Here is a 24202-nt window from a genome sequence, read left to right as displayed (position 1 = left end):
CCGGCCGAGAGCAGTAGCCCACCATATCCGCCTACTGACCTGATCCTGGTCATCGGCTCTCCCGGGCCGGCTGTGGGCGGGTCAGCAGGTATCGTTCCGCCGTGCCTGTCCCCCGCCTGAATCGACGTACTGTCGTCGTCACCGCCGCCCTTGTCCCGGGCGCGGTCGCGCTGACCGGCTGCAAGGACGACGCCGCCTCCGGGGCCGGTACGCCGGGAACCAAGGGCGCCGTGAACGGCACGCCGACCGCACCGGGGCCGACCGAGGAGACACCTACCGTCGACCCGGCCGTCGTCGCGGCGCTCAGCACCGCGGCGACCCTGGTGACTCAGTTGTCTCTCGGATTCGCCGGGGTGAGCCGGAAGTTCCCGGCGCTGCGCACCCAGCTCGCGGCCGGCGCGAAGTACCACGTGAGCCACCTGACCAAGCTCAAGGAAACCGCCGGGGTCGCGCCTGCGGCGACGAAGGCGCCGGCCGTCGCGAGTACGGCGGTAGCCGCTCTCCTGGCGTTGTCCAAGCAGGAGAAGGCGGCGGCGATCGCCCACGCGGCCGCGGCGGCCAAGCTGTCCGGCGCCCCGGCACGCTTGCTCGCCGAGATCGCCGCGTCCGAGATCCAGCTGTCCTCGACGCTCACCCCGAAGAAGAAGGACGCCTCGTGAACCAGGTCGAAGCCCTGCAGGCTGCGCTCGCCGGTGAGCACGCTGCGCTGTACGGCGTCGGCGTCGCCGGGGGCAAGCTCAGCGGGGCCAGGTTCCGGGATGCGAACGACACGTTCGAGGTCCATCGCGACAATCGCGACCGCTTGAGCGCGTTGCTGGTCGCCGCCGGCGAGACGCCGGTCGCGGCCCAACCGGCGTACGACCTCCCCCAGGTCGTCAGCAACACCGCGACCGCAACCGCCCTGGTCCTGCTGATCGAGCGCCGGATCGTCGGGGTGTACGGCGACCTCGTCGAGGCCGCCGAACAACCCGCCGTACGAGCGTTCGCCATCGAGGCCCTGCTCCGGTACGCAGCCATCCAGCTCACCTGGGGCGGCGCCCCGGTGGCGTTCCCCGGCGCGACCGCCTGACGCACCACTCAGGCACCGATCAGGCACCGAGGACGTGCTGGATGCCTGCTACCGCGGCGCCCCGGGCCCAGTCGGTAAAGGTCAACGGGGTGGTGAGGAGCTCGAGTGTGCAGCGCTGGGTCTCGAACGGTCCGGGGCGGAGTCGATCATCGATCGCCTCCCGCAGGGCCGGCGAGTCGGTGAAGGCGGTGACGTCCTCGCCACCGAGCACAATGCAGGTCGTCTGGAGCGCCCCGGCGAACGAGGCCACGACATGCCCGAGAGCCCGGGCCGCGTCGTCGAGCCTCCGGGTGGCGGCCGGGTCGCCGCCGGACCGGGCCCGGACGAGGTCGTTCAGGGTGACCGGGTGCTTGGCGGCCGCTGAGGCGTTGCGCTCGAGATCCTCCCGGTTCAGATAGGCCGCCACACACCCGCGGTGGCCGAGGCCGCAGCTGGGCCCGCTGCTGTCGACGGGTGCGTGCGCCAGCAGATGACCGTTGTCGATCAGTTCCTCGACGGCGACACCGTCGCGGACGACGCCCACACCGAGCCCGGCGCCGACGGTGATGATGCCGAAGGTCGAATGGGTGCGGCCCGCGCCGAACCATAGTTGCTCCCGCGCCAGTGCGGTGACGTCGTTCGTGACGATGACCGGAAGCCCGGTCCGGTCCCGCAGCGGTCCACCGAGATCCACCTCGCTCCAGCCCAGGAACGTCCCCTCCCGGACGACCGAACGGCCCGCGATCACTCCACCCACGGACACCCCGATGCCATCCACGCTGGGCACCTTCGGAGCGAGCCTGTTCACCAGCTGGGCGATGAGCTTCACAGTGGCCGCAACCGGCACGACACCGTCCTCCTCGGGCCGGGGCAGGGCCGCTCTGGTGGTCGCTGTGACCTCGCCGAACAGGTCGCAGACCACGGCGTACGCGGTATCGCCGGTGAGCTTGACGCCGACGACGTGCCGGGCACTGGGCACCGCGGTCAGGACGTGGCGGGGCCGGCCGATCGCTGCGGCCGACTCGGGGTCCTCGGTGGCGATACCGCCGTGGATGAGGGCCCGGGCCAATCGGGACATCGACGCATAGGAGAGGTTGAGCCGGTCGCCGAGGTCACCCCTGGTCGCCGGCCCGTGGATCAGCAGTTGGCGGGTGACGGCGAGCTCTCCCGCGGTCAGGCCCCGCTCACCGGCTGGTCGCTCAGTCGTGCCAGTCACCATCCGCCCAGTTTACAAATCGTCGACGTGACCCTTGTCACACCGGCCATCCTGGCTTATTTTCAATCTGACTGTAAATAGCCCTGGACCCCGGCGGACAGTCCCCGGGCGAAGGAGAGCCGATGGTCACGACGACCCCGATCCGACCGGCGAAGACCGGTCGCGCCAGGAACGGTCCGCGCGACGACACTCGTCTGGCGCTGCTGTTCATCCTTCCCGCACTCGTCGGCTTCGCCGTTTTCCTGGTCTGGCCGACCTTGCGCGGGATCTACCTCAGCTTCACGAAGTTCAACCTGCTCACGCCGCCGGAGTTCAACGGTCTGGACAACTACGTGCGGATGATCCAGGACCCGGTGTTCTGGAACGCGCTGAAGGTGACGCTCTACTACGTCGTCCTGAACATCGGTTTCCAGACGGTTCTCGCCCTGGTGATCGCGGTGATGATGCAGCGGCTGACGCAGCGGACCTGGCTGCGCGGCATCGTGCTGACGCCGTTCCTGGTCTCGAACGTGGTCGCCGCGATGGTCTTCCTCTGGATCCTCGACTACCAGCTCGGCATCGGGAACACGATCATCGCCGCGATCGGCCTGGACCGGATCCCGTTCCTGTCCGACAGCGCCTGGGCGATCCCGACGATCGCCTTCATCAACGTCTGGCGGCATGTCGGCTACACCGCGCTGCTGATCTTCGCCGGCCTGCAGACGATCCCCGAGACCGTCTACGAGGCAGGCCGCATCGACGGCGCGGGCGAGGTGCGGATGTTCCGCAGCATCACGGTGCCGCTCCTGCGCCCGATCCTCTCGCTCGTCCTGATCATCACCGTGGTCGGCTCCTTCCAGGTCTTCGACACCGTGGCGATCGCGACGCGCGGTGGTCCGGTCGATTCCTCCCGGGTGCTGCAGTACTACATCTACGACGTCGCGTTCGGTCGTTTCCAGTTCGGCTACGCATCGGCCATGTCCGTGGCCCTGCTCGCCGTCCTGGTGATCGTGACGTTCCTCCAGTACCGGCTCACCCGCGCCGAGTCCTCCGACCTGGCCTGAGGAGGCGACCATGACCACCGACACCACGCCGAAGGTCGGCGCCGCGCCACCCGCAATGACCCCGGACCCCCCGGCCACGCCGCGCGAGCCACACCGGTTCAGCGCCGGCCGCGCGCTCGCCTGGACGTTCATGATCCTGGTGATCCTCGTCAGCCTGTTCCCGTTCTACTGGATGCTGCGTACCGCCCTGTCCAGCAACAACGCCCTCTACGCGGGCTCCGACAACCTGCTGCCGGTACAGACCTCGGCCGGCGGCTTCGAGCGGGTCTTCGGCCTGCAAACCGGGCAGGAGGCCATCGACGCCGGTGGCGCCGGGCAGGCGATCAACTTCTGGCGGTACCTGTTCAACTCCGTCGTCGTCGCCACGCTGATCACCGTCGGGCAGGTGTTCTTCTCCGCGATGGCGGCGTACGCGTTCGCACGACTGCAGTGGAAGCACCGCGAGAAGGTCTTCGCCTTCTTCCTGGCCGGCCTGATGATCCCGGCGATCTTCACACTGCTGCCGAACTTCGTGCTGATCAAGCAACTCGGCCTGGTGGACACCCTGCTCGGGATCTCCCTGCCGACCATGTTCATGACGCCGTTCGCAGTGTTCTTCCTGCGCCAGTTCTTCCTCGGGATCTCCCGCGAGGTGGAGGAGGCAGCGCTGATGGACGGCGCTTCCAAGGTCAGGGTGTTCTTCCGGCTCATCATTCCGATGTCGATGGCCCCGATCACGACGCTGGCGATCCTCACCTACATCGCGGCGTGGAACGAGTACTTCTGGGCCCTGATGGTGAGCTACACCGACAAGTCGCGCGTCCTCACCGTCGCGCTCGGCGTCTTCAAGTCCCAGACGCCGCAGACCGGCCCCGACTGGTCCGGCCTGATGGCCGCCACCCTCGTCGCCGCCCTTCCGATGCTCCTGCTCTTCATGCTCTTCGCGAAGCGCATCGTCAACTCCATCGGCTTCAGCGGGATCAAGTGAGGAGCCCGGCATGATCACCTTCCGGCAACGGATCCGCACCGCGATCGCCCTGCTCACCGCGGGGGCCTTGACCGCCTGCGGCGGCACGACCGGCAGCAGCGCGAACGGCACCATCGAGTACTGGCTGTGGGACTCGGCCCAGCAGCCGGGCTACCAGAAGTGCGCCGACGCGTTCGCGCAGGCCAATCCCGGCCTGAAGATCCATATCTCGCAGTACGGCTGGGACGCCTACTGGTCCAAGCTCACCGCGGGCTTCATCGCCGACACCGCGCCCGACGTCTTCACCGACCACCTGTCGAAGTTCGCCCAGTACGTCGATCTGAAGGTCCTCCGCCCGCTCGACGACCTCGGCCCGACCAGCGACATCGAGGACGGCGACTACCAGCCGGGTCTGGCGGAACTGTGGAAGGGCCAGGACGGCAAGCGGTACGGCGCCCCGAAGGACTGGGACACGATCGCCATCTTCTACGACGCTGCCGCGATCAAAGCGGCCGGCGTGGATCCTGCCGAACTGCAGACCCTTACCTGGAACCCCCAGGACGGCGGCACGTTCGAGAAGCTCATCGCACATCTCACCATCGACGAGAAGGGCGTCCGGGGCGACGAGCCGGGCTTCGACAAGACGCACGTCAAGACGCACGGTCTCGGCTCCGAGGGCTCCGGCGGCGGTGGCTGGGGCCAGACGCAGTGGTCGGCGTTCACCGGCAGCGCGGGCTGGCAAGCAACCGACAAGAACCCGTGGGGCACGAAGTTCAACCTGGACCAGCCGGCCCTCCAGGACACGCTGAGCTGGTACTTCGGCCTGGTGCAGAAGGGCTACATGCCCAGCTACGAGGAGATCGGCGGGGCGAACGCGATCGGGACCGACAAGCAGATCCAGTCGGGTACGGCGGCCATGGGCCTCAGCGGGTCGTGGATGATCTCCAGCTTCACGAAGCTCACCGACGCCGCCGGTAAGAAGCTGGACATCGGGCTGGCGCCGACCCCGATCGGGCCGAGCGGCAAGCGGGCGTCGATGTTCAACGGCCTGGCCGACTCGGTCACCACGCTGTCGAAGCAGCCCGAGAATGCCGCGAAGTGGGTCAAGTTCCTGTCCGGCGAGGAATGCCAGAACATCATCGGCCAGTCCGGCGTCGTGTTCCCGGCCAGACCGGCCGGCACCGACCTGGCGATCGCCTACAACAAGTCCGAGCGCAAGCTCGACGTCTCCCCGTTCACCCAGCAGGTCGTGGACAAGACGACGTTCCTGTTCCCGGTGACGACGAACGCGGCCGATATCGCGGCCCTGATGGCACCGCGCCTCGACGCCGTCTACATCGGCAGTTCGCCGATCAGCTCGCTGACGAAGCTCAACACCCAGCTGGACGACCTGTTCAAAGTCGCCCAGTAGAAGTTCCCCAGTAGAAGGTCCCAGTAGGAGGCAAGGTCGGCCCGGCTCGCGACTGTTCAGACCCGATCGCGAGCCGGGCGTTCACTCGACGAAGGTGCTTACCGCCGACGGCGCCACGGGCCGGTGACGGCGTACGTGATACCGGGTGTGTAGACGTTGAAGAACATCGTCCGGCCGTCCGCGGAGAAGCCGGCTCCGGCCAGTTCGCCGTACTCCGGCTCCTCCGGGGTGCCGTTGTTGACGCGGTTGCGGGCGAACTTGAAGACCTCGCCGTCCTCCGTGGTGCCGAGGATGTGCTGCTCGCCGAGTCCGTCCTCGCACATCATCAGCCCGCCGTACGGCGACATCGTGATGTTGTCGGGCGCGTCGAACTCGGGGTCGTCGGAGCCGGGCGAAGGCCGGGTGAAGATCACCTCGAGGCGCAGGGTCTTCTTCCGTGGGTCGAACCGCCAGACCTGCCCGTCGTGGTTCACCTTCGGGCCGAGCTCGGTCCGGGCGAACGACGAGACGAAGTACACGCAGCGATCCCGGGTCCCCCACCAGCAGCCCTCGAGCTTGTAGCCACCGGTGATCGGCTTGGCGTAGTCCTGCGCCCGGACCGACTCCGTCGTCGCCAGCGGATCCGGCACCTTCACCCACTGCACGCCGTGGAACAGCGTGCCGGCCTCCTGGACCACCGACAGGTCCGGCAGATCCGGGATGTGCATCGCCTGCAGCTCGCCACCGGCGCGCAGCGAGCCCCAGCCGCCGCGCGGGCGGTTCGGCAGGAACCGGTAGAAGCCGCCGAGCGGCGCGATGAACGCGTCCTCGGTCTCGTACACGATGCCGGTCGACGGGTCGATGGCGACCGCCTCGTGCTGGAACCGCCCCATCGGCTTCAGCGGAGTCGGGTTCACGTTGCGGCGGTCGTCGTACGGGTCGACCTCGAAGATGAAGCCGTGGTCCTTGGTGTAGCCGCTCTCACCGGCCTTGAGCTCGGTCTCCTCACAGGTCAGCCAGGTCCGCCACGGGGTGATGCCGCCCGAGCAGTTGATCGCCGTACCGCCGAGGCTGACGAACTCCTTCGTCGCCGCGCTGTGCCGGTTCACCACCACCGTGCTCGTGCCGCCGGCACCGGCCGGGTCATAGGTCCGCTCGGCGGGCGCGACGACCTTGATCGCCGCGGTCGGGCTGCACTCGTGGTTGCGGACGAGCCGGGCACCGCCGTCGCGGTCCGCGAACGCGCCCATGCCGTCGAAGCGGCTCGGGGTCTGCAGCCCGTCGGGCCGTACGGTGCCCTCGCGGGACAGGACCTTGTAGCTGAACCCGCGCGGCAGGTCGAGCATGCCGTCCGGGTCCTCGATCAGCGGTCCGTAGCCGATCTTCGGGCCGGACGTGCCGAGCGCGGGCTGGGCGGTGTACAGCGCCTCCACCGAGCCCGCGACACTGACCGCGACACCGGCCGCGGCAGCTCGAGCGACGAACTGCCGCCGGGACAGGGGATTCTCGTGAACGGACACGGGTGGGTCCTCCTCGTTGGGCGTAAGGATCTGCCGGTCACCGGTGAACATACGGTGAACGGCAGACGCCTACAAGATGAACCCGTGCGCCGCTATTGATAGCAGGGCTTGGTGAAGTCGTACGCCTTCGCCGTCTTGCCGGTGAAGAAGTCGCGTTCCACCTTGACGCCGGTCGGCGCCGTCGGGTCCACCTTCGAGATGATGCTGGCGCGGAAGACACGCTCGTTCGGCTCGCCGGAGAAGCGGCCCGCCTCCGCCGGAAGCATCCCTTCGTAGTCCACGGTCTGCAGTGACTTCACCGCGGCCAGCAGCCCGGCCCGGGTGAGGTCCTTGGACTCGACCGCCTTCTCCAGCGCGGCCTTCAGCGGGTACGACCAGACCCAGCCGGCCGTGTAGCCGTCGTTCGGCGCGGCCTTGAACGCCGCCGGGTCGAGCGACTCGGCCAGCGCCTTGTGACCCGGGGTGTCGGTGCCGTACGGCGCCCACGGTCCGGACTGCCGGTAGAGCGCCGTCAGCGCGGGCGCGGCCGGGCTCTTCAGCAGGGCCGGGTTCCAGGTCGGGCTGGTGCCGATGAACGGGCTCTTGAAGCCGTTCTGCGCGGCACCGCCGACGATGGTCGCCGCCTCGGTCGGGCCGGTGGTCAGGATGACCAGATCGGGTTTGGCCGCGAGCAGTTTCTGGATCGCGGCGCCCTGGTTCTCCTGCCCGGGCGCGGTCGGGATGTCGGTGAACTTCAGCCCGTTGGCCTCGGCCGCGAGCTTCGTCCCGGCCGCGGCGTCGTCGCCGTAGTCACCCGGGAAGTGCACCGCGGCGACGCTCTTCGGTTTGATCGTCTCGACCGCGAAGTCGACCGAGTTCATCGACTCGAAGCAGTAGTTCGTGCCCGACTCCAGGATCACGTCCTCGAACGCCCACGCCGACGTCCAGGACGCCGGTACGCCGATCATCCCGGTGGCCTTGAGGTCGCCGAGGATCGCGGCCGTGGTCGGCGAGCCGAGCGTCTGGGCCAGCCCCAGTACGTCGGGCTTGATCTCGCCGTACACCTCGTTGTGGATCTGCGGGTTGTACTTGTTGTCCTTGACGTACTTGGTCACGTCGACCTCGTAGGCCCCGATCCCGCCGGCCTTGTTGACCCGCTGCCAGAACGCCTTCTGGCTCTCGGTGATCGGTACGCCGAGGGCCTTGAACGGGCCCTCGGTCAGGTCCGAGATCGAGCCCAGGTAGATGCAGCCCTTGGTCTTGTCGACCGCGGCCGGGCACGGCTCGGCGGTGACCCCGACGTCGAACTTGACGCCCGAGCCGCCCTCCTGCGTCTCCGGGGCGTCGTTCCGGCACCCCACCAGCACAGCCATCGCCGCGATCAGCGCGACAGCGATTCCCCTCCGAATGCTCATCAATACTCCTTAGTGCGAGAACGGCCAGGATTTCCAGTAGGTGCGGAGCCGGTTCCAGATCCCGAACAACCCTCGCGGTTCGAAGATCAGGAAGGCGATGATCAGCAGGCCGTAGAGGATGGTCTCGACCTGGAAGACCGTGATACCGCCGGCCGCCGAACTGCTGCTGATGAACGGCAGCACGGCCGGAAGCTCGCGGGTGACCCTCGGCAACAGCGTGATGAACAGCGCGCCGAGCACCGATCCGGAGATGGTGGCGACACCGCCGATCAGCACCATCGCGATGTACTGCACCGACATACCGAGGTTGAAGGACCCCGGCTCGACGAAGCCGATCATCACGTACAGCAGCGCGCCCGCGACGCCGGCGTAGAACGACGACACCGCGAACGCGATCATCTTGTAGCGGGTCACGTCGACCCCGATCACCTCGGCGGCCAGGTCCCGGTCCCGGACCGCGGCGAGCGCCCGGCCGACCCGGGAGCGAACCAGGTTCCGGGCCAGTACGCCGAAGATCACCAGCAGCACGAGCATCAGCAGGTACAGCTTCTGTGCCTTGGTGAACATCGACCCGTCCACCGCGAACTGGATCCCGAACAGTTCCGGTACGGCGGCCGGACGGCCGACCCCGACTCCCCCGGTGAGATCGCGCCAGTGCTTGAACACGTGCTCGCCGATGAACACGAGGCCCAGCGTCACCACGGCGAGGTACAACCCGCGTAACCGGGCCGCCAGCGGCGCCACGATCAACCCGGCGAGTCCCGCGACCAGTCCGGCCGCGAGCAACCAGATCGGCACCGAGGTGATCCCGAACCCGATCAGCCGGGTGCTGTCCGGGTCCCCCGACAACGCCGCCGCCGTATAGGCGCCGATGGCAAGGAAGAACGCATGCCCGAGCGACACCTGCCCGGCGTACCCGGTGACGAGGTTCAGCCCGATCGCCCCGATCGACGCCACACACGCGGTCGCCAGTACGACGAGCAGGTCGTCGGTCAGCAGGAACGGCAACGACACCGCCGCGATCGCGAGCACCGACGTCCAGAACCGCTTCCCCGGCGTGTTCAGCAGAGCCGTGTCCTGCTTGTAGGACAGGTAGAGCAATGGTCGGCTCATATCCGCTCCACCTCGCGAGTGCCGAGAAGGCCGTAGGGTCTGACGAGCAGGACGAGGAGCATCAGCAAGTACGGGACGACGAGGAAGAAGTCGCCACCGAAAACGGGGTGCAGGTTGTCGCCGTAACTGCCGACCAGCGCCTCGATCACACCGACCGTCAGGCCCGCGATCACTGCCCCGCCGAGGGAATCCAGGCCGCCGAGGATGATCACCGGCAGTGCCTTGAGCGCGGTCAACCAGAGGTTCTGCTCGAGTCCGATGCCGGTCGACAGGAACACCCCGGCTAGCCCGGCGAGTGCGGCCGCGAGCGCCCAGGACAACGAGAACACCCGCCCGACCGACACTCCCTGCGCGAGCGCGACCTCCTGGTCCGACGACGCCGCCCGCATCGCCAGACCGGTGCGCGACCAGCGGTAGAACGCGAACAGCGCCGCCACCACGACCAGGGTCGTCACGAGCGTCGCGAGATGCCGCTGATCGATCTTGGCGCCCAGTACGTCGACCTGCCGCAGGCCCCACGGATCACCCATCTGCCGGATGTCCAGGCCGATGAACGAGTTCACCACGGTCCGGATCACGATGTCGACGCCGAGGGTGATGATCGCGATCACGAAGACCGGCTTGCCGATCATCGGCCGCAACGCGAGCCGTTCCACCCCGGCGCCGAGCAACCCGGTCAGCAGCAGCGCGACCAGGACGGCGACGAAGAAGTTCATCGACAGCACCAGATAACCGGTCAGGAGCGCGCCGGCCATCATGAACGCCGGCTGGGCGAAACTGATCACCCGCATGGACTTGTAGACGATCACGAAGCCCAGCGCCAGCAGCGCGTAGATCGATCCGTTGCCGAGACCGCGGACCACCGTGGCGACGAACTCGTTCACCTGACACCCCCGGCGTACATGGACTCGACCAGGCCGGCGAACGCCGACTCGACCGCGGTGCGCTTGACCTTCTGGGTCGCGGTCAGCTCGCCGTCCTCGTGATCCAGCACCTTCGGCAGCAGCCGGAACGACCGCACCTGCTCGACGGTGGCGAACCGTTCGTTGACCTCGTCAACGACTCCCTGGACGAGCCCGATCACCTCGGGCTTCGCGGACAGGTCGCCGTACGTCGAATACGGCAGGCGATGGACCTGGGCCCAGTGGCCGACCGTGTCCGGCTCGATGCCGATCAGCGCGGTGAGGAACTTGCGCCGGTCGCCGATCACCACGGCTTCCTTGATGTACGGCGATGCTTTCAGGGCGTTCTCGATTTCCGACGGGGCGACGTTCTTGCCACCCGCCGTGATGATGATGTCCTTCATCCGGTCGGTGATGCGCAGGTGCGTACCCTCGACCCACTCCCCCACGTCACCGGTGTGCAGCCAGCCGTCGGGGCCGATCACCTTCGCGGTCGCCTCCGGGTCCTGCCAGTAGCCGGCGAACGTCCCCGGATGCTTGGTGAGGATCTCGCCGGTGCTCTCGTCGATCCGCACCTCGACACCTTCGTGCGGCTCGCCGACCGTGCCGACCTTGACCCGGCCTGGGCGGTTGGCGGTGGCCACCGCGGTGTTCTCGGTCATGCCGTACACCTCGTGCATCGGCAGGCCGAGGCCCATGAAGAACCGCAGTACCTCGGGTGCGATCGGTGCTGCCCCACAGGCGGCGTACCGGACCTTGCGGAGGCCGACGCGATCCTTCAGCGCGCGGTAGCAGAACAGCCAGCCGATCGCGTAGACCGCTCGCGAGGCGGCGGTATGACGTCCGCCATTGGCCGCGAGGACGCCGCCGATCCAGTCGGCGCGGCGCAACCAGTAGCCGCCGAGCAGGCGCTTGACCGGATCCGCGGACTGGATCCGGATCTGCACACCGGCCGCGATCTTCTCCCAGATCCGGGGTACGCCGAACAGGACGGTCGGCTGCACCTCGTGCAGATTGGGCGCGACGGTCTCGATCGACTCGGCGAAGTGCACGCAGACGCCGGCCCCGGCGCCGAACCAGCCGCTGAAGATCCGCTCGGCGACATGGCACAACGGCAGGTAGGACAGCACGCTGTCGCGCGGTGACGGCGGCGGTGCGGTGAAGCCGCCGCGCTCGACCAGTTCCTGGATCGCGAAGTCGACGTTCGCGCCGGTCAGCATCACGCCCTTCGGCGGTCCGGTGGTCCCGGAGGTGTAGATCAGCGTCACCACGTCGTCCCGGCGGGCGTCGATCATTCGTTGCGCGACGGCGTTCGGATGGGCCTCGCGATGCTCGGTGCCGAGGGCAAGGAAGTCGGGCCAGGCGATCAGCCGTGGGTCGTCGTACCGGTAGCGGATGCCGCGCGGCTCGACGTACACGATGTGCCGCAGGTCGGGCAGATCCTCGACCGCGAGCGCCTTGTCGACCTGCTCCTGGTCCTCGGCGATCAGCACCTTCGCGCCCGAGTGCCGGAGCAGATAGCCGACCTCGGCGACCGGGTTGGTCGGGTAGAGACCGACGGTGGCGGCGCGGACGGCGACCGTCCCGACATCGGTGTAGAGCCACTCGCGCCGGTTCTCCGAGTGGATCGCGACGCGGTCGCCGACTTCGATGCCGAGGGCAATCAGCGCGTGGCCGACCAGCGCGGCGGTGTCCCAGTACTGCAGCCAGCTGACCTGCTGCCAGATGCCCAGATCCTTTTCCCGCAAGGCGATTCCGCCGGGGGTCTTCCTGGCGCGCTCCCGGACCCGGGTGGCGATGGTGCTCACGGCATCACCCGGTGTTCCTCGCCGAGGTAGGCGCGCACCACGTCGGGATCGGTCGCCACCTCCCGCGGCGTGCCGGTACGGATCGGCTTGCCGAAGTCGATCACCATGATCCGGTCGGCCAGATCCATCACCAGGCCCATGTCGTGCTCGACCATCACCATCGGCAGCCCGAGCTCGTCGCGGATGTCGAGGATGAACCGGGCCATGTCCTCGGTCTCCTCCAGGTTCATTCCCGCGACCGGTTCGTCGAGCAGCAGCAGTTTCGGCTCGGACGCGAGGGCGCGGCCCAGTTCGACCCGCTTCTGCACGCCGTACGGCAGCAGGCCGACCGGGAGCCGCCGCCATGGGGCGAGCTCCAGGAAGTCGACGATCTCCTCGACGGCGAGGCGGTTCGCGAGTTCGTTGCGCCGGGCCTTGCCGAGCCACGCGAACGCGGCGAGGACGCCGTACGGGTGATGAAGGTGCCGGCCGAGCATCAGGTTGTCCAGCACGGTGAGGTTGGAGAACAGCTCGATGTTCTGGAAGGTCCGGGCGATGCCGAGGCGCGCGATCGCGTGCGGCCGGCGGCCGATCAGGTCCTCGTCGCCGAACCGGACGGTGCCCTGTTGCGGCCGGTAGACGCCGGACAACACGTTGAAGATCGAGGTCTTGCCGGCGCCGTTCGGCCCGATCACCGCGAACAGCTCGCCTGTGTTCACCGTGAAGCTCACGCCGTTGAGGGCCGTCACCCCGTCGAATCCGAGGACGACATCCTCGAACGTGAGCACCGGCGTCGCTTCCTCCGTGCTCTCGCTCTGCCGAGCCTCTGTCGCCGTCACGAGAGCCAACGCTTCCGGCGGCGGTAGTGCTTCACGTCCCGGAAGGACTTCGCCGAGCCTTCGGCGCCGAGGCCGAGATAGAACTCGCGAACGTCGCCGTCGGCAAGCAACTCCGCGGCCGGCTTGTCCATCACCATCGCGCCGTTCTCCAGCACGTAACCGTGTTCGGCGATCGACAACGCCATCGCCGCGTTCTGCTCGACCAGCAGAACCGTCGTACCGTCCTGGTTGATCTGCACGATCACGTCCCGGATCTGCTGGACGATCATCGGCGCCAGCCCGAGACTCGGCTCGTCCAGCAGCAGGTACTTCGGATCCGACATCAGCGCCCGGCCGATGGCGAGCATCTGCTGCTCGCCGCCGGACAGGTAACCGGCGAGCTTGCGGCGCCGGTCGGCCAGCACCGGGAACAACTCATACGTCCGGTCCAGGTTGGTCTTGATCGAGCGCGGGCTGACGTGCCCGCCGATCCTCAGGTTCTCCTCGACGGTGAGGTCGGCCAGGATGCGCCGGCCTTCCATGACCTGTTTGATGCCCAGGGCAGCGATCCGGCTGGCGCCGTACGTGTGGATCGGCTCGCCGTCGAGGGTGATCGACCCGCGCCGGACCGCACCGTCATGGACGTCGAGCAGACCGGAGAACGCGCGCAGCAAAGTGGACTTGCCGGCGCCGTTCGCCCCCAGCAGGGCCACGATCCGGCCCTGTGGAACCTCGAGGCCGACGCCCCGCAGCACCAGCATCACATCGTCGTAGACGACCTCGAGATTCTTCGCCGCCAGCACCCGGCCCCCTCGGTGGAGGTTCCCCAACCAGCATCTTGGCGAGTGAGTGTGACAGCACAGTCAGCGACTTTGAAGGCCTCGCAGCCCGGAAATCGGACACCGCTGCGCAACCGTGACCGATCGTCAGGGGTGAAACCAGTTACGCGACTGGTATTACAACGAACGAACCCAGTTGGCGAGCAGCTCCGCGCCGGCGTCGCCGGACTTCTCCGGGTGGAACTGGGTGGCGGTGAGCGGCCCGTTCTCGACGGCGGCAACGAAGCGGTCGGCGCCGTACGTCGTCCACGTCACCAGCGGCGCGACCGACTCGCGGGCGTCCTGCAGCTGCCACTCGCGAACGCCGTACGAGTGGACGAAGTAGAACCGCTCCTTCTCGACGCCGTCGAAGAGCTTCGTGCCGGACGGTACGTCGACCGTGTTCCAGCCCATGTGCGGGACCGGCTGGTCGTCCTTCGGCTGCAGGCGCTCGACCGTGCCGGGCCACTGCTCGCAGCCCTCGGTCTCCACGCCGTGCTCGATGCCGCGGGCGAACAGGATCTGCATGCCGACGCAGATCCCGAGCACCGGGCGCCCACCGGTCAGCCGGCGATCGACCACGACATCGCCGCGGACCGCCTTGAGTCCGGTCATGCAGGCCTCGAAGGCACCCACGCCCGGCACGAGTAGACCGTCCGCGTTGCAGGCCGCGTCGAAGTCCGAGGTCACCGTCACGTCGGCGCCGACGCGTTGCAGCGCCCGCTCCCCCGACCGGATGTTCCCCGACCCGTAGTCCAGGAGCACAACCTTCTTGCTCACAGGGCACCCTTGGTGGACGGAATGCCCGGCTGCCGCGGGTCCAGCTCGGCGGCGGCGCGGAGCGCGCGGGCGAACGCCTTGAACTGCGCCTCGACGATGTGGTGCGGGTCGCGGCCGGACAGCACCCGGATGTGGACGCAGATCGCGGCGTTGAACGCGAGCGTCTCGAACACGTGCTGGGTCAGCGAACCGGCGTAGTCGCCGCCGATGATCGCGTACACCTGGCCGTCCGGCTCGCCGGTGTGCACGCAGTACGGACGCCCGGACAGGTCGACCGTGCAGTGCACGAGCGCCTCGTCGAGCGGCACGGTCGCGTCGCCGAACCGGCGGATCCCGCGCTTGTCGCCGAGGGCTTCCTTCAGCGCCTGGCCGATACCGATCGCGGTGTCCTCGACCGTGTGGTGCGCGTCGATCTCCAGGTCGCCGACCGTGTTCACGTGCAGGTCGAGCAGCGCGTGCTTGGCGAGCGCGTTGAGCATGTGGTCGTAGAACCCGACCCCCGTGGAGATGTCCGCCCGGCCCTCGCCGTCGATGTTGAGCTCGACCAGGACCTTCGACTCACTCGTCTCCCGGTCGATCCGCGCCGTACGCCCGCTCATGTCAGCCTTCCTGTGTCTGTCTTGAGAATGCGCTCCAATGAAGCGCGGAACGCGGCCATCTCGTCGCCGGTGCCGATCGAGACCCGCAGCCAGCCGTCCGGACCGGTCTCCCGGATCAGTACGCCGTCGTCCAGCAACGCCTGCCAGACCGCGTGCCGATCCGCGAACGTGCCGAACAGGACGAAGTTCGCGTCCGAGTCGACCGCCCGCAATCCCAGCGAGCGCAGCCAGTCGACGGTCTCGTCCCGCTCCACGCGGAGCAGCTCGACCCGGCCGAGCAGCTCGTCGGAGTGCTGCAGCGCCGCCCGCGCGACCGCCTGGGTCACCGCGGACAGGTGGTACGGCAACCGGACGATCCGCAACGCGTCCACGAACTGCTTGCTCGCGGCAAGGTATCCGACCCGCCCGCCCGCCATCGCGAACGCCTTCGACATCGTCCTCGCGACCGCAAGATTCGGGTACGACGGCAACAAACTCACCGCACTGGGTGTCCCGGCCCGGCGGAACTCGGCGTACGCCTCGTCGACCACCACCACGGCACCCTGGGCACCGGCCTGCGCGACGATCGCCTCGGTCACGTCGATCGGCAGCGCCGTCCCGGTCGGGTTGTTCGGCGAGGCGAGCAGCACCACCGACGGGCGATGCCGGGAGATCGCCGCGAGCGCCTTGCTCTTGTCGAGCGTGAAGTCCTCGGCGCGACGGCCGGCGACCCACGCCGTGTTGGTGTCCCGCGCGTACTCCGGATACATCGAGTACGTCGGCGCGAACGAGAGCGCCGTACGACCAGGGCCGCCGAAGGCCTGCAGGATGTGCAGCATCACCTCGTTGGACCCGTTCGCCGCCCAGAGCTGCTCCGGCTCCAGGTGCGCGCCGGACTCACGTGCCAGGTACGCCGCGAGGTCCGCACGGAGCCCGATGAACTCGCGGTCCGGGTAGCGGTTCATGCCACGCGCGGCCTCGGTGACCGCTGCGGCGATGTCGGCGATGGTCGCCTCGCTCGCCGGGTACGGGTTCTCGTTGACGTTCAGGAGAACCGGGACGTCCAGCTGCGGGGCGCCGTACGGCTCGAAGCTCTTCAGCTCCTCGCGGATCGGCAACCCGTCGAAGCGCCCCATTACTGCTCTCCTGGGAATCGGACGGACACCGCGGTGCCGTGGGCGGGCAGGTCTTCGGCGTGGGCCAGCGTGACCACGTGGCCGGCGACCGCCTGCAACGCGTCGCGCGAGTAGTTGATCACGTGGACGGCCTTCAGGAAGCTGCGCACGGACAAGCCCGACGAGTGACAGGCGCACCCGGCCGTCGGGAGGACGTGGTTGGAGCCGGCGCAGTAGTCGCCGAGCGACACCGGCGACCAGCTGCCGACGAAGATCGCGCCTGCGTTGGTGATCAGGCCGGCCCGCTCCTCGGCGTCCGCGGTCTGGATCTCCAGGTGCTCGGCGGCGTACGCGTCCACCACCGCGGTCCCCTGCTCGAGGTCGTCGACCAGTACGACGGCCGACTGCTGACCTGTCAGAGCCTCCGTCACGCGGTCCTGGTGCTTGGTCTTCGCGACCTGACCCGGCAGCTCGGCCTCGACCGCAGCGGCCAGAGCTTCGGACGGTGTCACCAGCACGCTGGCGGCCATCGGGTCGTGCTCGGCCTGGCTGATCAGGTCGGCGGCGACGTGCTTCGGGTCGGCGGTGTCGTCGGCGAGGACGGCGATCTCGGTCGGGCCGGCCTCGGAGTCGATACCGACCTCACCCAGCAGGAACCGCTTGGCGGCGACCACGTAGATGTTGCCGGGACCCGTGATCAGGTTGACCTTCTTGCAGCCGTCGAAGCCGTACGCGAAACCGGCGATCGCCTGCGCGCCGCCCATCGCGTAGACCTCTTCGATCCCGAGCAGCGCACACACCGCGAGCACGGTCGGGTGCGGCAAGCCGCCGAACTCCTTCTGCGGCGGCGAGGCAACAGCCAGGGACGGTACGCCGGCCACCTGAGCCGGAACGACGTTCATCAGCACGCTCGACGCGAGCGGCGCACGGCCACCTGGCACGTACAGACCCACGCGCTGGACAGGGACGAACCGCTGGGTCACCCGCCCGCCTGGTGCGGGCTCAGAGGCGATGTCGGCGGTGAGCTCGTCCTGGCTGACCTCGCGGACCCGGCGGATCGACTCCTCGAAGGCGCTGCGCACCTCCGGGTCGAGCTCCTCGAGCGCGGTCTTCAGCGCCTCGGCCGGGACCCGGATGTCCTCGACGCGCACATGGTCGAACTTCTCGCCGTACTCCCGGATCGCCTCGAGGCCGCGATGGCGGACGTCCAGGCAGATGGGTCGGGCGACGTCGAGAGCCTTCTCGACGTCGAATACGGCTCGGGGAACGAGGGCGTTCACTTCGGCTTGGAGGTCGGAGACCTCTCCGGCCGCCACTCGGCCCCGCAGGTCGACGCGGCGAATCATGGCGCCAGTCTAGTGGCGCGACCCGGGCTGCTCCGCGCCATATCCACAGGACGGCCGCCGGCGACACCGTACCGGCGCGGTCACCGGCCGTGATCGCGGGGTTCGTCCACTAGGCTCGTTGGCATGGACTCCCGCCTGCCGTTGCTCACTGTCGACACGGTGATCTTTCCCGGCCTGGTGGTCTCGATTCCGGTGACCGACGTCCAGGGCCGCGCGGTGGTCCGCGACCTGGTCGAGAACGGCGGCGAACTGGTCTGCGGCGCGCTCGCGGTCCGGGACGGGTACGAGCTGGGTGAGCGGGTTTTCCGGTCGCTGTACGGGACGGGCTGCGCGGCGACGATCTCCGAGATCGCGCTCGACGCGGACGACGACGGACCGGTCGAGGTGACGCTGACCGGGAACCGGCGGTTCAAGGTGAGCGAGCTGGACGGCGGCGGAGACTACCTGGTCGCGGATGTCGAGTGGCTGGCCGACGACCTCGGCGACGACCCGCTGGGTACGGCGACGATCGCGCTCGAGAGGTTCCGCAAGTACGCCGAGGCGATCAGCGAGATCAGCCGCCCCGGCCTGCACCTCGGCGACCTCCCCGACGACCCCGGCACGTTGTCGTACCTGATGTCGGCCGCGATGAAGCTTATGACGCCCGAACGCCAGAAACTCCTCGAAGCCGCCGACGTCACCACCCGGCTCGTCCAGCTCGTCGCCCTCATCGACACCGAACTCTCCGCGATCACCGCCCTCCCGTCCCTCCCTGCCACCGACCTCATCACCTGGTCCGCGCTCTCCCCCAACTGACCGTCAGCTTCCTTAGACTGCGGTTGAAGGAGGGGGTCGCGTATGTATGTGCTGATCACGGGTGGCACCAACGGGATCGGGTTGGCGGGGGCTCGGGGTTTGGTGGAGCGAGGCGCTCGGGTCGGGCTGGTGGCTCGGGACCGAGCGAAGGCAGAACGGGTCGCCGGGGAGCTGGGTGGCGCGGACGTGTTCGAGGCGGATCTGACCTCGCAGGCGTCGATCCGGGACATGACGACCGACGTCGCTGAGCGGACGCCGGTGATCGACGTACTCGTGAACAACGCCGGCGCGATGTACGGGACCCACCAGGTGTCCGCCGAAGGCATCGAGCTGACGTGGGCCTTGAACGTGGTCGCGCCGTACCTGATCACGCGGCTGCTCGCCGACCGGCTGGCGGTCGGCGCACGGGTGATCGGCACTGCGTCGGACGAGCACGAGAAGGCGAAGCGGATCGACTTCGAGGATCTGAGCGGTGAGCGGTTCTTCTCGGGGTCGGCGCGGCTGGCCGGCGGTTCGCTGCGCCGGTACGGCGAGACCAAGCTGGCACTGATCCTGCTGAGCGGGGAGCTGGCGCGGCGGATGCCGGCGATCCACACGTACACGTTCGAGCCGGGACTGGTCGCGACCGGGTTCAACACCAACAACGGCCGGCTGATGAAGTTGATGATGGCGATGACCAAGCCGTTCGCTCGGACCCCGGAGCAGGGCGCCAAGACGCTGGTCTGGCTGGCCACCACACCGGACGTCGCGAACGAGTCGGGGTGCTACTACTCGCGCGAACGACGTACCGATCCCTCGACCGCGGCGCAGGACCAGGACACGGCCGAGCGGCTGTGGGCGATCTTGGCCGAGCAGACAGCCCTACCAAAATGAATCCCACAGCGGTATGGTCATGGTATGAGCAAGCAGATCACAGTCCGGCTGCCGGACGACCTGGTCGACTTCATGGACGAGCTCGTCGCGACCGACAAGGCGACGAGCCGGGCGTCCGTGGTCGCCCGGGCGATGGTGCGTGAGCGGCGCCGCGAACTGGCGGCCCGCGACCTCGCCATCTTGAACGAACACGGCGAGTACGCCGACCTCGAGGGCCTGGCCCCCGCGGCCGCCGGCACCGTGCTCAGCGACCTCGACTGAGTACGACGTCGTGCGCCCGCTGCACATCGCCCGGCTCGACAAGCCGCGGCCGGTCGTCGTGCTGACCCGTGAACTGATCCGCCCGCGCCTCACCAACGTCACGGTCGCGCCGATCACGAGCACGATCCGCGGCCTGTCCACCGAGGTCCTGGTCGGCCCCGACAACGGCCTCGACCACGCGAGCGCGATCTCCTGCGACAACATCCAGACCATCCCGAAGGCCCAGCTCGGCCGCCTGATCGGCTACCTCCACCCCGACCAGGAACCCGCCCTGGCCGAGGCCATCAACCTGGCATTCGATCTAGGGCTCTAGCAACGCCGCCCGGTTCGCCAGCACGTACGCCGCAGCCGCTCGGTACCCGCCGGCGTGATCCTCTTCCCGGTGTACGTCGAACGCCGGGTCCCCCGCGTGCACCTGCTGCGCGATGTACGCCGCGAACGACAGCAGCCTGATCCCGATCAGATCCACCAGCTCGGCCGGCGCGACCCCGAGTCCGTAGGAGTCGCAGAACAGACGCAGCCGGCGGGCCCGGTCGGGCTCCTCCGGCCAGCCGAAAGGCTCGAGCGAGGCCGGCGGGTGGAACGGCACGAACTGATGGGCGGCGTACGCGAGATCCCACCGGCGGTTCGACGGGCGGATCGTGTCCCAGTCGATGATCCCGGTGACGTCGGATCCGTCGAAGACCAGATTCCACGGGGCCAGATCGTGATGCCCGACGCAGTCGATCCGGACCGGCGTCGCGACCTCGAGCTCGTGCCAGTCGGCTGGATCGACCGGCTCGAACCCCTCGGTCGCATCGTGGAGCCGGCGGATCGCGCGAGCCACACTCACCAGCGCCTGATCCGACCGGAGCTCCTCGGACAGCGGCGGGTATCCCGTGGTCCCGGGGAGGTAGGAGAGCGTCTCCGTCTCACCGTCCGCAGCAAGAAGTCTTGGTGCCAGGTCGAATCCGACCTGCTCGAAATGCCGGAGCAGTGCGTGCGTGTTCGCCGTACTCCTCCGGCGTTGCACCGTGTCACCCTGCCGCACCGGCTTGGCGAACCGGCCGCCCGACAGGGCCTCGCCCGTCACCCCAGCTTGCTGACGTCGCGGACGGCGCCCTTGTCGGCGCTGGTGGCCATCGCGGCGTAGGCGCGCAGGGCAGTGGTGACCTTGCGGTCGCGGCTCTTCGGGGCGTAGACGCCACCGAGTGCCGCCTCGCGCGCGGCCAGCTCGTCGTCGCCGACCAGCAGCTCGATCGACCGGTTCGGGATGTCGATCTTGATCCGGTCGCCGTCCTGGACCAGCGCGATCGTCCCGCCGGACGCCGCCTCGGGCGACACGTGCCCGATCGAGAGTCCCGACGTACCGCCGGAGAAGCGGCCGTCGGTGATCAGCGCGCAGACCTTGCCGAGACCGCGGCCCTTCAGGAACGACGTCGGGTACAGCATCTCCTGCATGCCCGGACCGCCCTTCGGGCCCTCGTACCGGATCACGACGACGTCGCCCGGCTGGACCTGCTTCGCCAGGATCTTCTCGACGGCCTCCTCCTGCGACTCACACACCACCGCGGGACCCTCGAACGTCCAGATCGACTCGTCCACACCGGCGGTCTTCACGACACAGCCGTCGACGGCCAGGTTGCCCTTCAGGACGCCGAGACCGCCGTCCGCGGAGTACGCGTGCTCGCGGTCCCGGATGCAGCCGTTGGCCGCGTCGTCGTCCAGCGTCTCCCACCGCTCCGACTGCGAGAACGCGGTCGCGGACCGCTTGCAGCCCGGCGCCGCGTGCCACAGCTCGACGGCCTCCGGCGACGGCGATCCGCCGCGCAGGTCCCACGTCTTCAGCCACTCGTCGATCGAGTCGCTGTGCACGGTGTGGATGTCCTGGTTCAGCAGGCCGGCGCGGTGCAGCTCGCCGAGGATGGCCGGGATGCCGCCGGCGCGGTGCACGTCCTCCATGTAGTACGTGCCCTGGGGCGCGACGTTCGGCGCGACCTTCGCCAGGCACGGGACCCGGCGCGACACCGCGTTGATGTCGTCGAGGTCGAAGTCGACCTCCGCCTCCTGCGCGGCCGCGAGCAGGTGCAGGATCGTGTTGGTCGACCCGCCCATCGCGATGTCCAGCGCCATCGCGTTCTCGAACGCTTCCTTGGACGCAACGTTCCGCGGCAGCACGGTGGCGTCGTCGTTGTCGTAGTACCGCTCGGTGATCCGTACGACGGTCTCGCCGGCCTTCTCGTACAGCGCCTTGCGGGCGGTGTGGGTGGCCAGCACGGAGCCGTTGCCCGGCAGCGAGAGGCCGATCGCCTCGGTCAGGCAGTTCATCGAGTTCGCGGTGAACATGCCGGAACAGGAACCGCACGTCGGGCAGGCGTTCTCCTCGATCCGCAGGATGTCGGCGTCGGAGACGTTCTCGTTGACGGCCTCGGACATCGCGTCGATCAGGTCGAGCTTGCGAACCGTGCCGTCGACGAGCGTCGCGCGGCCGGCCTCCATCGGGCCGCCGGAGACGAACACGGTCGGGATGTTCAGCCGGAGCGCCGCCATCAGCATGCCGGGGGTGATCTTGTCGCAGTTCGAGATGCACACCAGCGCGTCGGCGCAGTGCGCCTCGACCATGTACTCGACCGAGTCCGCGATCAGATCCCGGGACGGGAGGCTGTAGAGCATGCCGCCGTGGCCCATCGCGATCCCGTCGTCGACGGCGATCGTGTTGAACTCGCGGGCGATCCCGCCGGCCGCGTGGATCGCCTCGGACACGATCCGGCCGACCGGGGCGAGGTGCGTGTGGCCGGGGACGAACTCCGTGAAGCTGTTCGCCACCGCGATGATCGGCTTCCCGAAGTCCTCCCGGGCTACCCCGGAGGCCTGCATGAGCGCGCGGGCGCCCGCCATGTTGCGGCCGTGGGTGACAGTGCGGGACCTGAGAGCAGGCACGACGACATCTCCTTGCTACGTGAACGTACCTACCGATCCTGCCACGCCCGTCCGGATGGCGGTACGCGGGTCCCGGATCCTGGAGGGCCTGTTTTGTCCATGGGCGGTCCTAGTCTGGATCCATGGCCGGGATGGACCACCGCACGCGTCCGCTGCACGCGGCGCTGCGCCCGTACGTCGGCGACGTCACCGGGTATGCGTACGACGCCGATCCCCCGGACCTGCACCGCGGGCTCCCCTCGCGCTACCTGACGCTCGTCGTCACGCTCGACGAGCCGCTGGGCGTCGCGTGGCCGGACAGTCCGGTGGAGAAGTACGACGCACTGGTCGGCGGACTGCACTCCACCGCCGTGCAGATCGGTCAGACTCCCAGCCGGGCCGGTGTGCAGCTGTCACTCACTCCCGCGGCCGCACGCGTGCTCTTCGGGCTGCCGCCGGGTGAGCTCGCGTCAGTGGTCGTAGGGCTCGACGACGTGCTCGGACGGCCGGCACGCGAGCTGACCGAGCACCTGCGTGCGGAGACGAGCTGGTCGACCCGCTTCGACCTGCTCGAGGACATGCTGCTGCGGCGGCTCGGAGCGCGCCAGTCGGGTGCGGTCCGTCCGGAGCTCGACTGGGCGTGGCAGCGACTGTGTGCGTCGAGCGGCGCAATCGGCGTACAGGAGCTGGCGACGGAGGTCGGCTGGAGCCGGCGACATCTCACTGACCGGTTCACGTCCGAGTTCGGCCTGCCGCCCAAGGTCGCGTCCCGAGTACTGCGCTTCGAGCGCGTCACCAGCCACCTCCGCAGGCACCCGCGCACCCGGCTGGCGGAGCTCTCGGCCGCTGCCGGGTACGCCGACCAGTCGCACCTGACCCGTGAGTTCCAGACGATCGCCGGCTGCTCGCCCCGTCAGTGGATGACGGAAGAACTCCCGAACCTCCCCGATCACTGAACCGCCCGGAATGCCTCCAGCACGCTGCGGGCGCGGGTGCGGACGACCTCCGCGTCGTCGTCGAGCAACTGCGACTCGATGACCGGAACGAACTCCTGATATCCGGTGTACGTCGACGCCCAGAGCGCGGCGTACCGCAACTGGTACTCCCCCGCGCCGAGCCCCGCACAGATCCGGGTGAACACCCCCTCGTCGTACTCCTCGGGTGCCGCCAGCCCGATCCGCAGGACGAACTGCCCGCGATCCCGCAGGTCCTCCGCCTCGTCGAACCCGGCGAACAGCTCGCGCAGCGTCCACGGCCGCAGACCGGCAACCACCTCCTGCTCGACGTCAGCTGCCGTGCCGACGACGTACCCGATACCTGCCGTGGCGTCGACGACGTAGTGCAGCGACGTACCTGCGTCGTCCGTCCAGATCATCTGCCCGTCGACGTCGACCGACCGCGGGTTCGAGTGGACGAGTTGCCGGCCGGACTTCGTCGCGAACGCGTCGACCTGCGGCCAGCCGATCTCTGGACGCATGACATAGCGGCGTGACTGATGGTCGGTCATGGGCCAGAGGTATATCAATCGACCCGGTCATCCACAGGTCGGCGCGACCGGCCA

Annotated in this window: 25 protein-coding genes; 10 read left to right on the top strand and 15 right to left on the bottom strand. The window is 68.7% G+C overall.

Features of this window, described 5'->3' with window-relative positions; genetic code table 11:
- Positions 1-101: 101 nt before the first annotated feature.
- Both OHB24_RS28800 and OHB24_RS28795 read left to right on the top strand, forming a co-directional pair.
- Positions 102-659: a cell division protein FtsK gene (locus OHB24_RS28800; RefSeq protein ID WP_327633986.1), complete on the top strand. Its 558-nt coding sequence runs from the start codon at positions 102-104 to the stop codon at positions 657-659.
- A complete protein-coding gene (locus OHB24_RS28795) occupies positions 656-1069 on the top strand; it encodes a ferritin-like domain-containing protein (RefSeq protein WP_327633985.1) in 414 nt (137 codons plus the stop codon). The genes OHB24_RS28800 and OHB24_RS28795 overlap by 4 nt, the downstream gene beginning before the upstream one ends.
- 19 nt (positions 1070-1088) lie before the next feature.
- On the opposite strand, the gene OHB24_RS28790 is transcribed toward OHB24_RS28795, so the two are convergent.
- Positions 1089-2267: an ROK family transcriptional regulator gene (locus OHB24_RS28790; protein WP_327633983.1), complete on the bottom strand. Its 1179-nt coding sequence runs from the start codon at positions 2265-2267 to the stop codon at positions 1089-1091.
- A gap of 119 nt (positions 2268-2386) precedes the next feature.
- Here OHB24_RS28790 and OHB24_RS28785 point away from each other — a divergent pair, with 119 nt between their 5' ends.
- From OHB24_RS28785 to OHB24_RS28775, 3 genes are read left to right on the top strand one after another with little or no spacing between them, the layout of a single operon-like run.
- Positions 2387-3307: a carbohydrate ABC transporter permease gene (locus tag OHB24_RS28785; RefSeq protein ID WP_327633981.1), complete on the top strand. Its 921-nt coding sequence runs from the start codon at positions 2387-2389 to the stop codon at positions 3305-3307.
- 10 nt (positions 3308-3317) lie between these two features.
- Positions 3318-4274, top strand: coding sequence for a carbohydrate ABC transporter permease (locus OHB24_RS28780; protein WP_327633980.1), 957 nt, complete (start codon positions 3318-3320; stop codon positions 4272-4274).
- 10 nt (positions 4275-4284) lie between these two features.
- Positions 4285-5664 (top strand): ABC transporter substrate-binding protein, encoded by a 1380-nt coding sequence (locus tag OHB24_RS28775; RefSeq protein ID WP_327633979.1) that lies wholly within the window; start codon positions 4285-4287, stop codon positions 5662-5664.
- Between the two features lie 98 nt (positions 5665-5762).
- On the opposite strand, the gene OHB24_RS28770 is transcribed toward OHB24_RS28775, so the two are convergent.
- The 11 genes from OHB24_RS28770 to hisD all read right to left on the bottom strand — a co-directional run bounded on the left by OHB24_RS28770 (position 5763) and on the right by hisD (position 17814).
- Entirely contained in the window at positions 5763-7163 is a 1401-nt protein-coding gene (locus tag OHB24_RS28770) for an alkaline phosphatase PhoX (RefSeq protein ID WP_327633978.1), read from the bottom strand.
- 92 nt (positions 7164-7255) lie between these two features.
- Complete coding sequence (locus OHB24_RS28765) at positions 7256-8557, bottom strand: ABC transporter substrate-binding protein (RefSeq protein WP_327633977.1); 1302 nt, start codon at positions 8555-8557, stop codon at positions 7256-7258.
- Between the two features lie 9 nt (positions 8558-8566).
- The gene (locus OHB24_RS28760) at positions 8567-9670 is read right to left on the bottom strand and encodes a branched-chain amino acid ABC transporter permease (protein WP_327633976.1); all 1104 of its coding nucleotides are present in this window, start codon (positions 9668-9670) and stop codon (positions 8567-8569) included.
- Positions 9667-10554, bottom strand: a complete 888-nt coding sequence (locus tag OHB24_RS28755) for a branched-chain amino acid ABC transporter permease (RefSeq protein ID WP_327633975.1) — start codon at positions 10552-10554, stop codon at positions 9667-9669. The genes OHB24_RS28760 and OHB24_RS28755 overlap by 4 nt, the downstream gene beginning before the upstream one ends.
- Positions 10551-12380: an AMP-dependent synthetase/ligase gene (locus OHB24_RS28750; RefSeq protein WP_327633974.1), complete on the bottom strand. Its 1830-nt coding sequence runs from the start codon at positions 12378-12380 to the stop codon at positions 10551-10553. The genes OHB24_RS28755 and OHB24_RS28750 overlap by 4 nt, the downstream gene beginning before the upstream one ends.
- Positions 12377-13198 carry an ABC transporter ATP-binding protein gene (locus tag OHB24_RS28745; protein WP_327633973.1) on the bottom strand — a complete coding sequence of 274 codons (822 nt, stop codon included), beginning with the start codon at positions 13196-13198 and terminating at the stop codon, positions 12377-12379. The genes OHB24_RS28750 and OHB24_RS28745 overlap by 4 nt, the downstream gene beginning before the upstream one ends.
- Positions 13195-13980 carry an ABC transporter ATP-binding protein gene (locus OHB24_RS28740; RefSeq protein WP_327633972.1) on the bottom strand — a complete coding sequence of 262 codons (786 nt, stop codon included), beginning with the start codon at positions 13978-13980 and terminating at the stop codon, positions 13195-13197. The genes OHB24_RS28745 and OHB24_RS28740 overlap by 4 nt, the downstream gene beginning before the upstream one ends.
- 153 nt (positions 13981-14133) lie before the next feature.
- Positions 14134-14775 carry an imidazole glycerol phosphate synthase subunit HisH gene (hisH, locus tag OHB24_RS28735; RefSeq protein ID WP_327633971.1) on the bottom strand — a complete coding sequence of 214 codons (642 nt, stop codon included), beginning with the start codon at positions 14773-14775 and terminating at the stop codon, positions 14134-14136.
- The gene (gene hisB / locus OHB24_RS28730; RefSeq protein WP_130379799.1) at positions 14772-15374 is read right to left on the bottom strand and encodes an imidazoleglycerol-phosphate dehydratase HisB; all 603 of its coding nucleotides are present in this window, start codon (positions 15372-15374) and stop codon (positions 14772-14774) included. The genes hisH and hisB overlap by 4 nt, the downstream gene beginning before the upstream one ends.
- On the bottom strand, positions 15371-16489 hold the full coding sequence (locus OHB24_RS28725) for a histidinol-phosphate transaminase (protein WP_327633970.1): 1119 nt from the start codon (positions 16487-16489) through the stop codon (positions 15371-15373). Before OHB24_RS28725 ends, hisB begins: the two co-directional genes overlap by 4 nt.
- Entirely contained in the window at positions 16489-17814 is a 1326-nt protein-coding gene (gene hisD / locus OHB24_RS28720; protein ID WP_327633969.1) for a histidinol dehydrogenase, read from the bottom strand. Before hisD ends, OHB24_RS28725 begins: the two co-directional genes overlap by 1 nt.
- A gap of 123 nt (positions 17815-17937) precedes the next feature.
- Between hisD and OHB24_RS28715 the strand changes: the two genes are divergently transcribed.
- Genes OHB24_RS28715 through OHB24_RS28700 form a run of 4 tightly spaced genes read left to right on the top strand, consistent with a single transcriptional unit; the run spans position 17938 to position 20056 of the window.
- Positions 17938-18609, top strand: coding sequence for an LON peptidase substrate-binding domain-containing protein (locus tag OHB24_RS28715; protein ID WP_327633968.1), 672 nt, complete (start codon positions 17938-17940; stop codon positions 18607-18609).
- Between the two features lie 42 nt (positions 18610-18651).
- Entirely contained in the window at positions 18652-19482 is an 831-nt protein-coding gene (locus OHB24_RS28710) for an SDR family NAD(P)-dependent oxidoreductase (RefSeq protein WP_327633967.1), read from the top strand.
- Between the two features lie 24 nt (positions 19483-19506).
- Positions 19507-19743, top strand: a complete 237-nt coding sequence (locus tag OHB24_RS28705) for a ribbon-helix-helix domain-containing protein (RefSeq protein ID WP_130379807.1) — start codon at positions 19507-19509, stop codon at positions 19741-19743.
- Between the two features lie 10 nt (positions 19744-19753).
- Complete coding sequence (locus OHB24_RS28700; protein ID WP_327633966.1) at positions 19754-20056, top strand: type II toxin-antitoxin system PemK/MazF family toxin; 303 nt, start codon at positions 19754-19756, stop codon at positions 20054-20056.
- Here OHB24_RS28700 and OHB24_RS28695 read toward each other — a convergent pair.
- Together OHB24_RS28695 and ilvD are read right to left on the bottom strand one after the other, a co-directional pair.
- Positions 20045-20815, bottom strand: coding sequence for a phosphotransferase enzyme family protein (locus tag OHB24_RS28695; protein WP_327633965.1), 771 nt, complete (start codon positions 20813-20815; stop codon positions 20045-20047). The genes OHB24_RS28700 and OHB24_RS28695 overlap by 12 nt on opposite strands.
- A complete protein-coding gene (gene ilvD, locus OHB24_RS28690) occupies positions 20812-22662 on the bottom strand; it encodes a dihydroxy-acid dehydratase (RefSeq protein ID WP_327633964.1) in 1851 nt (616 codons plus the stop codon). Before ilvD ends, OHB24_RS28695 begins: the two co-directional genes overlap by 4 nt.
- A 122-nt stretch (positions 22663-22784) precedes the next feature.
- Between ilvD and OHB24_RS28685 the strand changes: the two genes are divergently transcribed.
- Entirely contained in the window at positions 22785-23597 is an 813-nt protein-coding gene (locus tag OHB24_RS28685) for an AraC family transcriptional regulator (RefSeq protein ID WP_327633963.1), read from the top strand.
- Here the strand turns inward: OHB24_RS28685 and OHB24_RS28680 are convergent.
- Positions 23591-24148: a hypothetical protein gene (locus OHB24_RS28680; protein ID WP_327633962.1), complete on the bottom strand. Its 558-nt coding sequence runs from the start codon at positions 24146-24148 to the stop codon at positions 23591-23593. The two genes, OHB24_RS28685 and OHB24_RS28680, sit on opposite strands and share 7 nt — an antisense overlap.
- Between the last annotated feature and the right edge of the window lie 54 nt (positions 24149-24202).

It is taken from the genome of Kribbella sp. NBC_00482, assembly GCF_036013725.1.
In the GTDB taxonomy this organism is placed as follows: domain Bacteria; phylum Actinomycetota; class Actinomycetes; order Propionibacteriales; family Kribbellaceae; genus Kribbella.
Note: the sequence above shows the minus strand (reverse complement) of the source record. Positions and strands in the feature narration are given on the sequence as shown.

Coding starts and splice junctions, on each gene's coding strand:
- OHB24_RS28775 (WP_327633979.1), top strand. CDS start 4,285: ATGATCACCTTCCGGCAACGGATCCGCACCGCGATCGCCCTGCTCACC.
- OHB24_RS28760 (WP_327633976.1), bottom strand. CDS start 9,670: ATGAGCCGACCATTGCTCTACCTGTCCTACAAGCAGGACACGGCTCTG.
- OHB24_RS28780 (WP_327633980.1), top strand. CDS start 3,318: ATGACCACCGACACCACGCCGAAGGTCGGCGCCGCGCCACCCGCAATG.
- OHB24_RS28680 (WP_327633962.1), bottom strand. CDS start 24,148: ATGACCGACCATCAGTCACGCCGCTATGTCATGCGTCCAGAGATCGGC.
- OHB24_RS28705 (WP_130379807.1), top strand. CDS start 19,507: ATGAGCAAGCAGATCACAGTCCGGCTGCCGGACGACCTGGTCGACTTC.
- hisB (WP_130379799.1), bottom strand. CDS start 15,374: ATGAGCGGGCGTACGGCGCGGATCGACCGGGAGACGAGTGAGTCGAAG.
- OHB24_RS28785 (WP_327633981.1), top strand. CDS start 2,387: ATGGTCACGACGACCCCGATCCGACCGGCGAAGACCGGTCGCGCCAGG.
- OHB24_RS28765 (WP_327633977.1), bottom strand. CDS start 8,557: ATGAGCATTCGGAGGGGAATCGCTGTCGCGCTGATCGCGGCGATGGCT.
- hisD (WP_327633969.1), bottom strand. CDS start 17,814: ATGATTCGCCGCGTCGACCTGCGGGGCCGAGTGGCGGCCGGAGAGGTC.
- OHB24_RS28715 (WP_327633968.1), top strand. CDS start 17,938: ATGGACTCCCGCCTGCCGTTGCTCACTGTCGACACGGTGATCTTTCCC.
- OHB24_RS28790 (WP_327633983.1), bottom strand. CDS start 2,267: ATGGTGACTGGCACGACTGAGCGACCAGCCGGTGAGCGGGGCCTGACC.
- OHB24_RS28725 (WP_327633970.1), bottom strand. CDS start 16,489: ATGGGGCGCTTCGACGGGTTGCCGATCCGCGAGGAGCTGAAGAGCTTC.
- OHB24_RS28710 (WP_327633967.1), top strand. CDS start 18,652: ATGTATGTGCTGATCACGGGTGGCACCAACGGGATCGGGTTGGCGGGG.
- OHB24_RS28685 (WP_327633963.1), top strand. CDS start 22,785: ATGGCCGGGATGGACCACCGCACGCGTCCGCTGCACGCGGCGCTGCGC.